This window comes from Methylocystis sp. ATCC 49242, from assembly GCF_000188155.2.
In the GTDB taxonomy this organism is placed as follows: Bacteria; Pseudomonadota; Alphaproteobacteria; order Rhizobiales; family Beijerinckiaceae; genus Methylocystis.
This window is the reverse complement of sequence record NZ_KE124774.1, coordinates 558388-571903: the sequence shown is the minus strand read 5'-3', so window position 1 is coordinate 571903 and position 13516 is coordinate 558388. Positions and strand designations below refer to the sequence as shown.

The window sequence follows — 13516 nt, the reverse complement described above, 5'->3', positions numbered from 1 at the left end:
TCCGGCCGGATAAATGCGGCTCACTCGAATTCTTTTTCCCGGGCGCGGTATTTGTCGAGATCGACGACCTTCTCGAAATGTTGAAACGAAAGCTCGCTCAGCATGTCGCCCGTCATTCCATTGCTGTGAAGCGTTTCGAAGCACTTCTTGATCCCGAGCGTTGACGCGAAGAGACCGCTGAGCGCGAAGGCGCATAATTTGAAACCCATTTCGTCGAGGGTTTTCGCGGTCAGCTCGGGCGTCTTGCCGCCTTCGATGATGTTGGCGAACAGCTTCAGGCCATTCAGCTCTCGCGCGATTTTTTCCAGTTCCTGCCTCGATTGCGGCGCTTCTACAAAGACGACGTCGGCGCCTGCGTCCGCATACGCCTTCCCCCGCTCTATGGCGTCGTCAAGCCCGTAGATTGCGCGGGAGTCCGTCCTCGCGACGATGACGAGCTTGTTCGAGTCCCGCGCCCTTGTCGCCGCCCGGATTTTCTTGACATGCTCTTCCGGCGGGATAACTTTCTTGCCTTCGAGATGGCCGCATTTCTTCGGCCATTCCTGATCCTCGAGGATAATTCCGGCCGCTCCCGCGGCAATGGCGTCTTCGACCGTCCTCACGACATTATTCGCATTGCCATAGCCAGTGTCGATGTCGGCGATGAGAGGAATATCGATCGCCCTGCAAATATATCTGACCCGGTCCGTGATCTCCGACGCCGTCAAAAGGCCGATGTCCGGCGCGCCGAGGAGCGAAGCCGCGATCCCGAAGCCGCTGCTGAAGACCATGCGAAAGCCGGCCTGCTGCGCCAGCCTCGCCGTGATGCAGTCATAAACGCCCGGGGCAATCGTGATCCCCGGCTGATCCAGCAGCGCACGAAGATTTGCGGCGTGATCGCATTGCATCTTCTTCTCCTCAATCGCCCACGTCAGCGGAAACCGCCCATTGGCGGACCTCCGGCTGGTTCATACTGGGCGTATATCCGCCCCTTCGCACAAACAGTGGCGGAAGGACAGGGACGCGGACGCCGGTTCCCCTCCCGCCCTGTGCGCCAGCGCACGGTTACGGCAAGCGGCCGCCCCTAGTGTCAGATCGTTCACAAATGGTGAACGCCAGACAAAAGGGGTCCTGTCATGAGCCGCAACGAAACCCGCCGCGCCGACCGCACCTTCGCTTCCCGCCCGGTCCGCGTCGCCGTCGCTATGAAGATCGCCTTCATCATTCTCGCGGCCAATGTGAGCTTCGCCGCCGCCAAGGCGATCTTCGCCAAGGCTCCCGAGGCCGCCGCCGCGCAAATCCAGTCCACGTCGCCGTCGACGAAGCCGTTCATTCTGTCCGTCAGCGCTGAAGAGCCGGCCGTCTCGCAAAACTGCCATGAGGTCGAGGTCGAGACAGACGAAGGCTATGGCGTCCGCGGCCGTGTTACCCGCACCGTCTGCCGCTCAGCCTTGTGAGGCGCCCGAAGGAGTATGTGTCATGTTCCGTCGCGTCCCGGCTTTCGCTCAAACCGCGCCGCTCGCCATCGCCGCGATGCTGCTCGCCTCTCCCGCCGGCGCTCAGGCCCCATGGTCCGCGCCTCGGGACATGCCCGCAGCAGTCGCATTGGCGGGAACGGGCGCGTCGAAGAAATTCCTGTCAAACGACATGACCGCCGGGCCGGACGCAGGCGCGACAGCGACAATCGACGTTTCGCGGGCCATCGCGCAAAGGCTCGAGGAATGGACGCAGAGCGAGACGGATTCCGCCCGCCGCGCCCGTCGAAACGCCATAGCTGCCTATTACGCAAAGCATGATTTCGCGCCCCTGTGGCGCTTGGGCGAATATTTCTCGCCAGCAGCGACGCGCGCGGCTCAAACGCTGCATGACGCGAGGCGCGACGCGCTGCGGATCAGCGCGCCGATACCTTCGAATGACGCACAATGGAGCGTCGCAGCCGAACTCGATCTTTCCGAGGGGATCGTCGACTACGCGGCGCAAGCGAGCGGCGCCAGGGTCGATCCGGCCAGGATCTCGCGCCTTATCGGCGCGCGGCCGCGGCTGGCGAGCGCCTCGGAAGCGCTCGACGCCGTCACCCTCGCCGGCGCAGATCTCGCCGACTTCAATCCGCCGCACGCCGGCTACCGCGCCCTGCGCGACAAACTCGCCGAACTGCGCACGATACGGGAAAACTCCGGCCGCGTCGCCCTCGCCTCCCGGGGCAATGACATTGGGCCGCAAAATTCCTTCGCATCCTTGACGCAAGGCGAGGCGAAGCGCATCGAGGCGGAAATCATCGCGAATATGGAGCGCTGGCGCTGGGAGCCTCGCGACCTGGGCGCGACGCGCATCGAGGTCAATATCCCGCAATTCGAACTCGCGCTTACGCGCGATGGAGTGAAAACGCATCGTACAAGGGTCGTCGTCGGCAAAACGAGCACGCCGACGCCAGTGTTCTCCGACACGATGCGTTATGTCGTGATCAATCCGTCGTGGAGCGTTCCGCAATCGATCATCACGAAAGAGATGGCGGGAAAACACGGCGGCGATCTTTCCTATCTCGCCGCGCGCGGTTTCAAGGTTTCATACAGCAACGGCCGCGCGAGCGTGCGTCAGCCACCGGGCGAAAAGAATGCGCTGGGCCGTGTGAAATTCGTGTTCCCGAACGAATTTTCCGTCTATCTGCACGACACGCCCTCGCGCAGCCTCTTCGCGACGGCGCGGCGCGCCTACAGCCATGGCTGCGTGCGGGTCGATCAGCCTTTCGCGCTCGCGGAAGCCGTGCTGACCGCCGACGCGGGCTGGACGGAAAAGCGGCTGCGCGGAATGGTCGGCGCCTCCGAGCGGCGCATCGATCTCGCCCGGCCGATGCCGGTGCATATCGAATATTTCACCGCGACAGTGGACGCCGACGGGCAATTGCGCCTCTTCGACGACATTTACGGCTATTCCGCCAGGGTGCGCGAGGCGCTGGCGAGCGGATCGTGAGCCGCCCGCCCGCCGCACGCCTCACATGCCGCCGAGACAGACATATTTGATTTCGAGATAGTCCTCGATTCCATAGCGCGAGCCCTCGCGTCCCAGCCCCGAATGTTTCACACCGCCGAATGGCGCGGCTTCGGAGCTGAGAATCGTTTCATTAACGCCGACCATGCCGAACTCCAGTCGCTCCGCCACGCGGAAAATCCGCGCGATGTCGCGACTGAAGAAATAGGCGGCAAGACCGTAGGGCGTTGCATTCGCCAGACGGATTGCGTCGGCCTCGGTCTCGAAAGCAATTACCGGCGCGACGGGACCGAATGTCTCCTCGTTGAAGATCAGCGCATCCGGCGGCACATCGGCGAGCACGGTCGGCTGGAAGAACAGGCCGCCCAGCGCGTGACGCGCGCCGCCAGCCAGAACCTTCGCGCCATGCGCCACAGCGTCGGAAATATGACGCTCGACCTTCTCGACAGCCGCCTCCTCGATCAGGGGGCCGATGACGACGCCATCCTGAGACCCCTCTCCCACCTTCAGCGCGCTCGCCGCGGCGGCGAGCTTCCGCGCGAAAACCTCCGCCACGCTCGCCTGCACGAGAAAGCGATTGGCGGAGATGCATGTTTGCCCGCAATTGCGATATTTGGTCGCGATCGCGCCTTTCACGGCAAGATCGATGTCCGCGTCCTCGAAGACGATGAGCGGCGCGTTTCCGCCGAGCTCCATCGAGCATTTCTGCACATTATCGGCCGCCTGACGCAGGAGGATTCGCCCGACCTCGGTGGAGCCGGTGAAAGTCAGTTTGCGAACGACCGGATTGCGTGTGAGTTCCTCCCCGACAGGCGCCGGATTCAACGCCGTGACGACGTTGACTACCCCGGCCGGAACGCCGGCGCGCGACCCGAGTTCGACGAGCGCCAGCGCCGAAAAAGGCGTCAGCTCCGCGGGCTTGACCACCATCGTGCAACCCGCGCCCAGCGCCGCCGCGACCTTGCGCGCGAGCATCGCCGACGGGAAGTTCCAGGGCGTGATCGCCGCCGTAACGCCGATCGCCTGCTTCAGCACCAGCAGGCGCCTGTCCATCGCGCCCGGGACAATGTCGCCATAGACGCGGCGCCCCTCCTCCGCGAACCAGTCGATATAGGAGGCGCCATAGGCGATCTCGCCGCGCGCCTCATTGAGAGGCTTGCCCTGCTCGGCCGTAATGATGCGCGCGAGGCGCTCCTGCTCGGCCATGATCAGCTCGAACCAGCGGCGCATGATCTGCGCGCGCTCCTTCGCCGGCCGGTCGCGCCAGGCCGGCAAGGCCGCCTCCGCCGCTTCGATTGCGCGCCGCGTCTCGGCTGCGCCCATATCGGGAACATGGCCGAGCGTCTCGCCATTTGCGGGATTGGTTACCGGAAAGGTCGCGCCGCTATCGGCGCCGATCCACGCGCCGCCGATGAAAGCCTTTTCGATAAAGAGGCGATCCTTCGCATCCATTCCTTTGCCATCCTCAAAGATTGCCGCGGACCGGCCGCGCTTCTTCGTCAGATATAGGAATGCCGAAGCGCAGGTCCGAACAAAATGCGGAAATCGTAAAAATTAGTCAGCTGTTTAACCGTGACCAAAGGCAAGGCTGGCGCTCGACTTCCGATTGATGGAAAACTTCAGCTTGGCGTCAACGGACGACGCGACTTTCGCATCGAAAATAGAAGTCAGGCCATTGAGCAAACCGCAGAAGCCCAAAACGGTCGCTATCGTGCAGACGCAAGCCGAAAACGCCGGCGCACAGGAGATTGCGCGCCAGCTTGCGCTGGGCTTCGCGAAGCATGGCTGGCGCACGCGGCAGATCTTCTTCTTTCGACGGACCGAAAGCTTTGACGGTGAGGAAAATGTCGTCTTCTGCGCGAAGGCGCGACCGTCGACGCCCTTCGGCCTTCTCAAAATGCTCGGCGCACTATTCGAGGAATTTCGCGCCGAGAAGCCGGACGTCGTCGTAACATTGCAGCATTACGGCAATCTGATCGGCGCGCCGGTCGCGCGATTGGCGGGATCGCCGCTCGTCATCGCCAATCAGCTGTCGCCGCCGGAAACGGTTCCCGCGGTCGTCGGCGCCCTCGACAAGGCGATGGGGATGGTCGGATTTTACGACCATATCATCGTCAACTCGGCCCAAACTGAGACGGCTTACCGGGATTATCCGAAGCCTTACAGCCGCCGGCTCAAGCGCATCGATCACGGCTTCTTCGACAAATCCGCCTCCATATCGAAGACCGACGCGCGCCGGCATTTCGGCCTGCCGCAGGACGCCGAACTCCTCGGCTGCGCGGCGCGTTTGCATCCGCTCAAACAGGTCGATCTCGCAATTCGGATTTTGAGTGAAAACCGTGAGCAGCATCTCGCGCTTGCCGGTCAGGGCGCGGCGCGTGGCGACCTCGAAGCGCTGGCGCACTCGCTTGGCGTTGCGGAACGGGTTCATTTCCTCGGCGAACTGAATACGGCGCAGATGGGCGCCTTTCTCGCCGCGCTGGATTGCTTCGTCTTCCCCAGCTCGACGGAAACATTTGGTCTCGCGCCGGTCGAGGCGGCGCAAGCCGGCGCGCCCGTCGTCGCCAACAATATCGATGTGCTGCGCGAAGTACTCGCGGTCGACGGCTCGCCCTGCGCGCTCTTCGTCGACGCGGCCGACACAAAGGCGTTCGCCCGCGCCGTCCGGCGCGTTCTGGACGATCCCGAACTCGAAGCAACGCTCACCGGTCGCGGCAAACGGCTTGCCGAGCGCTACCCTCTGGACGCGATGTTGGACGAATATCTGCGTTTGATGGAACGGCCAACGCCATGAGATATCAGACGATTGAAATCGCGATCTCGCCTGCGCGGTTCATGCGCTGGCATAAGCGGCTGCGCGACGGCCTCGCCCGGCGCTGGCCGCATGCGCAGGTCGCATTTCGGTTCGAAGAAGGCGGCGAGGAATGGCCAAGCGCGGTCAAACAGCTTCTGTCGCTCGAGCGTCTTCTGTTGCGCAGGCGACGGCCCACCTTCACCGATGCGCTGAACGCGCGTTCGATTTCGCCGGCGGCGGCGTTGCAAGCCGATGTGGTCATCGATCTGGTCGGCGGCGTCGCCGCGCCGCACGGCGCAAGGGTCTTGCGCCCGCTTTATGACGGCCATTCGTCAGATCAATATGCAATTGCGTCGCTCCTTGGCGGGAGCGCGCCGACCATAGCGCTAGAGGACGCAGGAAGCGGCGCGATTGTCGCATGGGGACTTCCCTCGCTCGAAGCGGCCGATGGGCTGACCGGCGGGCTGGAGGCGGTGTTTTCCCGTGTCATCGTGCTCATCGAGCAGGCGCTCGCCTGTCCCCCGCGAGTTGTCGACGCGCCAAGCGCGCCAGCAGAGAAGCGCGCGCGCAACCCATACTCCTTCGCCTTGCGCAACATCGCCTTTCGATGCGCGCGCGCGATTTATCATCTTTGCTGCCACTCGCCGCACTGGCGCGTTGGATGGCGTTTTGTCGACGGCCCCGACGTCGTCGATTCCGGAGCGCTCACGGGCCCAGCATGGCGCGTGATGCAGGATCGCGAGATGAATTTCGCCGCCGATCCATTTCCCATCCACTGGCGCGGTCGAAGCGGCGTCTTCTATGAACGTCTCGATTATCGCACGGATCGTGGCGAAATCTACTATCAGGAATTCGACGCCGCGGGTCCGGTTGGCGAACCAACGCCCGCGCTCGTCGAGCCGTGGCATCTTTCCTACCCTTTTCTCATCGAGCATGAGGGCGAGCTCTACATGGCGCCTGAAGCTTCGGCCTCCGGCGGCGTCACACTCTATCGCTGCGTGGCGTTTCCGGGAAAATGGGAGCCTGTCGCGCGAATGCTCGATGGCGTCGAGGCGGCCGACGCGACCATCTTCCGCCATGGCGACCGCTACTGGATAACCTCGGTCGTCCGCGACGGCGTCGGCGGCTACTCCGATACGCTGGCGCTGCATCACGCGCACAGCCTTTTCGGGCCGTGGCAAGCACATGCGCAGAATCCGGTTCTCGTCGACTCGCGTTACGCGCGGCCGGCGGGAGCCGTCGTCTCCCGCAAAGGCGTATTATTGCGGCCGGTGCAGGATTGCTCCGAAGGCTACGGCAAGCGCATCGTCATCATGCGCATCGACCAGCTGGACGAAGAAAACTTCCTTCAGACGCCGGTGAAGCTCGTTGCGCCTGGCGCCGGCTGGCCGGGCGCGCGCCTTCACACCCTCAATCGCTGCGGCCGGCTCGAGTGCATCGACGGCGCGATCTTCACGCCAAAAAATTTGGGCCTTCGCCGGATCGTTCACGAACGCATCGACGCTCGCGCGCTGTACCACGTCGAAGCGCAGGAGAGTCCTTTGGCGCCCGCCCTGCTCTGAAGGCGTCGGGGCGGGCCTCAGCTTGCCGTTGGCTTGCTCTCGCCCGGGCCGGCGACGTCGGTCGACAAGGTCGCGCTCTCGCGCGGCCGGGCGCGCAGATAGGTCAGCACGCTCACGATGCTCGTGTCGACCCCGCAGGCGCGGCGGCAGATCGCCCCGAGAGCCATGAAAAGCGGCGCATTGATCAACGCCCAGCCGCAGGCGGCGCCGAATGCGCCAAAGGCCCAGGCGAGAACAGCGGTAAGCGCCACGCGCGCCAGAGTCGCGTAAGTGATGACGCGGGAATAGAGTTTCTCATGCCCCGTCGTAAGCAGGATCACCGAGGCCGAGCCGCTCATCGACATGATGAAACAGGCCGTCGCCAGCACAACGACCGTCGGGTAGACGGCGGCATAGCGCTGGCCGAAAATCGTCAGTATTTGCACGCCAAACACATAGATCAGCAGCAAGACCGGCGCGACCATCGCCGTCCCAACCAGCACGAGCATGCGGAGAATGTCCTGCAGTTTCTGGGTCTGTCCCGAGAAATAAAGATTGGCGCTGTGCGAAAACGAATAGGTGTTGAGACCCGTCAACACCATCATGAAGATGTTCGCGATGCGCGCCGCCACGAAATAATCGCCTGCCACAGCCGGCGAGGCGAAATAGCCGATCAGCATCACGTCGAAATAGAGGCTCGCGGCCTCCACCATCGCCGATTGCCACATCGCAAGCCCGCGCGCGAACCAGTGTTTGCGATCGTCATCGCGCAGAAGCGTGACGGAATGCGTCCTGTAGGATCGGCGCATGTATATGAGCTGGGCGCCGAGAGACAGAATTTGTCCGATTGCCGCAGCGGCGAAAAATTCCGCCGGCGTAAGACCCTGATGCAGCACCGACCAGATGACCACGACGAGCAGAACGAGGCGCCAGCTAAGTTCCCGGTTCGTCTCGGAGACGACGATATTCACGGCGACGCGGCTCGAATGCGACGAGTAGTGCAGCGCCGTCTGGGTGAAAAGAAAGAAGGCGCCAGCAAGCAACGCCGTCCGGGCAATGTCGGGATAGATGAGCGGCGCAAGCGCAATCAGCCCGGCGACGAAGACCGCCCCGGAGATAAGCGTCCACCGCCAGCCGAAACGATAGGCGCCCCATGCCTGGGCGTAATCGCCCTTGCCGGCGTATTCGCCGAAGTTTCGCGCGATCAGCGTGTCCTGGCCGAAGACCGCGGCCACCGCGAGGAAGCTCATCGCGTTGAACCAGATCGCAAGCCGCCCGAACTCGTCGGCGGACATCGCCCGCGCGGCCAGCGTAAATACGGTCAGGGTGAGCAGCGCGCCGCCCGCCTTGATGCTCATCGCCACAACCGCCGCCACGGCGGCCCTGTGACGGGCGAGCCGGTCACGGATGAAGGTCAGGATCGCCATAGCCCCAGCGGTTTCGTTAAAGCCAAGGTCACGTTCATAATACTTGAACCGCTCGGGCGCCAGCAGAGCTGAGAACAATGGTTATCGAGTAGAAACAAGGCGCAGCGGCGAGGCGAGACAGGAGGCCGGGAATCGACTAGCTTGGACGCAACCGTTGCGCGCGCCGATTCGCGACGCCGTCCAGCCAATTCCCATGCGACGCTCGAAGCTTACATCCGGCTCCACCGCCCCGCCCGACGCTCGCCCGGAGCCGAACGCCTGGACGACGCCCGCGATCTTCTTCAGCCTGATCGTCATATCGATTTTCTCGAACGGGAACCTGCACCCAAAGGTGCTCCCCGTCTCGGAGGACTCCAACCTTCAGCAATATATCGGCGTAGGACTGTGGGCCGTCGTCGTCGTCGTCAGCTATTTCCGGCGCGTCATCGTTCGGCTCGCGCCGAGGCCCGGCCTTTTCGTCGCGCTGGGCATCTACGCGATCGCGGTCGCTTCACCGCTGTGGTCGACGAATTTCATGGCCAGTCTGCCAAAGGCCACCGCACTCGCGATTGTCGCTTTCGGCGCCTACCGGCTGACGCGCACTTTCGACATCGACGCCATCATCGACGCCGTGTTTTTCGGCCAGTTCTTCCTCTGCGTCGCATCCATCGCAGTCGCCCTTTTCATTCCGGACATTGGCGTGCTCAAGACGTGGCAGCACGCCGGACAGTGGAACGGCGTTTTCTACACCAAGCAGAATCTCGGCGTGCTGGCGGCGGTGTTCCTGTTCTTCTCCTGTTACCGCCTGCTGACGCCACAGCGCGGCCTGTATCACGCTCTCGGCGCCCTCGTCGCGCTGGTCTGCATCGTCATGTCGGGTTCGCGCGGCGGCGGCGGACTCGCGGCCTTCGCGGTGGGTTGCCTTTACCTCGCCGGCCTGTCGCTGACGTTCACGCGGATACTGGCCTTCGCGCCTTTCTTCATGGGGCTCTTGGGGACGGCGCTCATCGCCTATTTCGTCAAGACGGGCAGCCGCTATCTCCTGCTCTTCGGTCAGGAGATCGATTTCACCGAGCGCACTTTCATCTGGCAACATGCGCTCAGCTATTTCATGGATCGAAAGTGGCTCGGCTTCGGGCTGAACGGCTTCTGGACGATCCCGGAGGTCAAGGATCTCTTTACCGAGCGGCACGGCTGGTTTCTCGACAATTATCACGACGGATACATCGCAATTGCGATGGAGACCGGCGCGACAGGGCTCGCCGTCTTCCTCATCGGCGCGCTGATGTTCGGCCTGCGGATTCTTGAACGCATCCGGCAGGAGCGCCGGCTCGATCCGCATATAGCTCTGTCTCTCGTTTACGCATGCCTGCTGTTCTTCATCGATTTCACGGAGACGTTCTTTCTGCGCTCCACCAACATCTCCGCAACGATGCTGCTGACCTGCTTCGTGCTGGTTTACGCGCGGCCGGCGCCGGCGCCGCAGGAGGCGACCGAAAGCCTTCGCTTCGAAGAGCCCGCGCCGCGCCGGTCGCGTGGACGCACACGCATGGGCGCTGCAAGATGACGCGTCGCGCCGCAATGTTCCTGAAGGTCTTGGCCGCGCTGCTTTCCCTGCATTGCGCCGCCTCCGCGCAGCCGGCGCCCTCCCCCGCTTCGCTCGCGATCCGGCGCGGCGTCAATGTGCTGGGTTATGACGGCGTATGGAAAGGCGAAACAGACGCGCCCTTCCGCATGGACGACTTCAGGTTGATCCGCGCCGCCGGATTTGATCATGTGCGGATCAATTTCTTCGGGCTCCACTTCATGGACCCGAAGAATCGGCTGGACGGGGAAGTTCTCGCCCGCCTCGACCGCGTGCTCGACGCCGCGACTGCGGCGGGCCTGTCCGCCGTGCTGGACCAGCACGACAACGCTCTGTGCCAGCAGACGCCTCCTGCCTGCAAGGAGAAGATTGTCGCCTTCTGGCGGCAGATTGCGAAGCGCTACGCCGGCGCGCGCCCGCGCGTGGTTTATGAAATCCTCAACGAACCCGGCGGCCATATGAGCGCCGCCGAATGGAATGACGCGCTCGCCGCCGCGCTCGCCGAAATCCGCGCGGCCGACCCGGACCGAGCGGTCATCGTGGCCGCCCTGAACGCGGGAGACGTCCACGACATCGAGAAGCTCGATATCCCTCCTCAGGACCGCAATCTGATCGTCACCGTTCATTATTACGAGCCGATGCGCTTCACCCATCAGGGCGCGCCCTGGTCGAGCGAACTCGCTTCGTTGCGCGACGTCGCCTGGGGCGCGGAAGAATCGCGACGCATGGTCGATGACGATTTCGCCGTCGTGGCGCGCTGGGCGGCCGCGCAAAAACGGCCGATCTATCTCGGGGAGTTCGGCGTCTATGACAGCGCCCCACCGCTTTCGCGCGCGGCCTGGATGGCGCATGTCGCGCAGACTGCGCAGAATCACGGCTGGGGCTGGGCCTATTGGCAGTTCGACCATGATTTCGCGCTGTTCGACACGGCCTCGCATGGCTGGAAACAGCCCTTTCTCGACGCGCTTATGGGCGCGGGCGCCGGGGACAGGCGCTAACTGTAACTTAAGGTTAACAGTTTCTCTATTTTATGATGCGGGCGCGCAAACGCCGTCCCGGGTTTCGCGTTGACAAAGACATGAGTCCGTCCTTGCGACCCTTCGCCCGCACCATTCCGCAAGCGTCCACACAAGCACAGGACGATCCGCCGACGCCCGGAGCGGTGATTGCCGGCGTGCTGCTCTTCCTTCGGCGCAATCCGCTGCGCATCGCGCTCGTTGCGCTTGCCGTCACCGCGCCACTGCTGGCGCTCGGCTATTTCCTGCGGCAATATTCGGCCACCGCCGTGATCATGGTCGACCCGCGCGCGGCGAAAATCACTCAGAATTCGGGCGTTCTCGCCAATATCGGTCAGGATTTCAACGCGATCGAGAGCATTGTCCAGATCGCGAAGTCCGACGGCTTCATGGGCGCAGTCGTCGACAAGCTCGAACTCACCCATGACAGCTATTTCGCCGGCAAGGGAACGACCGAGGAGGCGCTGCGCCAGTCGACGATCGAAAAGCTGGCCTCGAAACTCATCGTCAGCCGCCGCGGCACGACTTATGTCATCGACGTGACAGTCAGCTCGCCCTCGCCCGAAAAGAGCGCGAAGGTCGCCAACGCCGCGGCCCAAGTCATCGTCGACGATCAAGCCAGGCTCCGCATCGGCGCAAGCGAAATGACCGCGAAGGAGATCGAGGGGCGGCTGTCGCAGTTGCGGGACCGCGCCAATCGCGCGGAGGAGGCCGCCGCCGACCTCAAGGCGAAACTGAAGATCACGGACGCCGGACAGGGCAGCACGCTGCTCGAACGCCGCATATACGAATTGAACCAGCAACTGGTGCTGGCCGGCGCGCGCACGGCCGAAGCCCGCGCACGCTATGAACTGCTGCGAAAGGCCGGCGCGAGCGCAGGCGACAATCTGCCTCAGACAGTGCAGTCCACGGTGCTCAGCGCCTTGCGCTCCGAATACGCGCGGCTGTCGCGGCAGGCCGCCGATCAGGCTACGGTGCTCGGGCCGCGCCATCCCGAAGTCGCGAGCCTTCAGGCGCAGATCGGCGACGTGCGCCGGCAGATCGGCGCCGAGATCGGCCGGATGATGGCCTCCGCGCGAACTGAATATCTGGAGGCGGAGCAGCGCGAAGCGACGCTTTCCAGCCAGCTGAGGAGCGCACAGGCGGAAAGCGGGCAACTCGGCCCTGAACTCGTCAAGCTCTCCGAACTGGACCGCGAAGCGAAGGCCGAACGCGCAGTGTATGAGGAGCTCCTCAACCGCCAACGCCAGCTGGCGCAGGTGAAGGGGCTCGAGCCGAGCGACATCCGCATCGTCTCTCCGGCGCTGCCGCCGACCAAGACCACCCCGCCGATGATGGTTATCTTCGGCGGCGCGGCAGGAATCGGGCTCGTGACGGGCCTGCTCTACGCCTTCATCCGGGAATGGCGCCACAACACCCTCAAGACAGCCTCGCAGGCCAAGCGCCTCGGCGGCGTCGAGGTGCTCGGCTGCGCGCCGCTGCTGCCGCCGGCCAAGGATGAAGAAAAAGGCTTCGTCCTCGACATCACCCCCTGGATTGCGGATCTCTGCGCCGAACTCGGCCCTGTCGCCGGCGGCGAGAACGGCGTCGTCATCATGATCGCCTCGGCGCGGCGCGGCGAAGGCCGCTCGACTGTGGCCGTGAACATGGCGGCCTTTCTCGCGCAAGGCGGCGACCGCGTTCTGCTGATCGAGGCGGATCGCCCCCCGAACGTCAAACGGCCGCGCTACGGCCTGCTCGATGTTCTCGACACGGGCGAGGACCTCAACCGGGCGCTGATCGAGCAGCCCGCCGATGGCTACACTTTGCTGCCATACGGCGGCCGCACGATCGACTCGCAGACCTCCATCGGCGGGCTGATGAGCGGCATGACGCTGCGCGCGACGCTTAAGCTGGCGCGCAAATGGTTCGACGTCGTGATCATCGACGGGCCGCCGGCGCTCGAAGCCCCGCACGCCCGCTTCCTCGCGGCGCAGGCGGACCACACCGTCTTTCTGGTGGAGTGGGATAAGACCAGCTCCGCCGACGCAAATCTCGCGCTCGACCGGCTCGATCTGCGCGAGGCAACAGCCTTCTACAACAAGGCCGATGCGGCCCGCCTGCGCCTTTACGACCCGGAGCAGTCGCGGCAGATGACCAATCTCGGCGACGAGATGGCGCACGCGGCGTGAGCGGACGATAGCCACTAGCGGCGCCGCGAAAAAGCTACA

General features: G+C 63.9%; 10 protein-coding genes. 7 read left to right on the top strand and 3 right to left on the bottom strand.

Annotated elements, in window-relative coordinates:
• Nucleotides 1-20: 20 nt before the first annotated feature.
• Nucleotides 21-887 carry an oxaloacetate decarboxylase gene (locus MET49242_RS04630; protein WP_036281027.1) on the bottom strand — a complete coding sequence of 289 codons (867 nt, stop codon included), beginning with the start codon at nucleotides 885-887 and terminating at the stop codon, nucleotides 21-23.
• 228 nt (nucleotides 888-1115) lie between these two features.
• On the opposite strand from MET49242_RS04630, the gene MET49242_RS04625 reads away from it, so the two are divergent.
• Both MET49242_RS04625 and MET49242_RS04620 read left to right on the top strand, forming a co-directional pair.
• Complete coding sequence (locus MET49242_RS04625) at nucleotides 1116-1436, top strand: hypothetical protein (RefSeq protein WP_036281025.1); 321 nt, start codon at nucleotides 1116-1118, stop codon at nucleotides 1434-1436.
• 22 nt (nucleotides 1437-1458) lie between these two features.
• Nucleotides 1459-2946: a L,D-transpeptidase family protein gene (locus MET49242_RS04620; protein ID WP_036281023.1), complete on the top strand. Its 1488-nt coding sequence runs from the start codon at nucleotides 1459-1461 to the stop codon at nucleotides 2944-2946.
• A 21-nt stretch (nucleotides 2947-2967) separates the two neighbouring features.
• Here MET49242_RS04620 and MET49242_RS04615 read toward each other — a convergent pair whose 3' ends face one another.
• Entirely contained in the window at nucleotides 2968-4416 is a 1449-nt protein-coding gene (locus tag MET49242_RS04615; protein WP_036281021.1) for an NAD-dependent succinate-semialdehyde dehydrogenase, read from the bottom strand.
• Between the two features lie 223 nt (nucleotides 4417-4639).
• Here MET49242_RS04615 and MET49242_RS04610 point away from each other — a divergent pair, with 223 nt between their 5' ends.
• Both MET49242_RS04610 and MET49242_RS04605 read left to right on the top strand, forming a co-directional pair.
• Nucleotides 4640-5758: a glycosyltransferase family 4 protein gene (locus MET49242_RS04610; RefSeq protein ID WP_036286923.1), complete on the top strand. Its 1119-nt coding sequence runs from the start codon at nucleotides 4640-4642 to the stop codon at nucleotides 5756-5758.
• Nucleotides 5755-7320, top strand: coding sequence for a hypothetical protein (locus tag MET49242_RS04605; RefSeq protein ID WP_051134000.1), 1566 nt, complete (start codon nucleotides 5755-5757; stop codon nucleotides 7318-7320). Before MET49242_RS04610 ends, MET49242_RS04605 begins: the two co-directional genes overlap by 4 nt.
• Before the next feature lie 17 nt (nucleotides 7321-7337).
• On the opposite strand, the gene MET49242_RS04600 is transcribed toward MET49242_RS04605, so the two are convergent.
• Nucleotides 7338-8726, bottom strand: a complete 1389-nt coding sequence (locus MET49242_RS04600) for a lipopolysaccharide biosynthesis protein (protein WP_036281019.1) — start codon at nucleotides 8724-8726, stop codon at nucleotides 7338-7340.
• Nucleotides 8727-8919: 193 nt separating this feature from the next.
• On the opposite strand from MET49242_RS04600, the gene MET49242_RS04595 reads away from it, so the two are divergent.
• The 3 genes from MET49242_RS04595 (at nucleotide 8920) to MET49242_RS04585 (ending at nucleotide 13477) form a co-directional block, all read left to right on the top strand.
• Complete coding sequence (locus MET49242_RS04595; RefSeq protein ID WP_144259464.1) at nucleotides 8920-10272, top strand: O-antigen ligase; 1353 nt, start codon at nucleotides 8920-8922, stop codon at nucleotides 10270-10272.
• Nucleotides 10269-11288, top strand: a complete 1020-nt coding sequence (locus MET49242_RS04590; protein ID WP_244430696.1) for a glycoside hydrolase family 5 protein — start codon at nucleotides 10269-10271, stop codon at nucleotides 11286-11288. Before MET49242_RS04595 ends, MET49242_RS04590 begins: the two co-directional genes overlap by 4 nt.
• An 80-nt stretch (nucleotides 11289-11368) precedes the next feature.
• A complete protein-coding gene (locus tag MET49242_RS04585) occupies nucleotides 11369-13477 on the top strand; it encodes an exopolysaccharide transport family protein (protein ID WP_158497255.1) in 2109 nt (702 codons plus the stop codon).
• Nucleotides 13478-13516 lie beyond the last annotated feature (39 nt).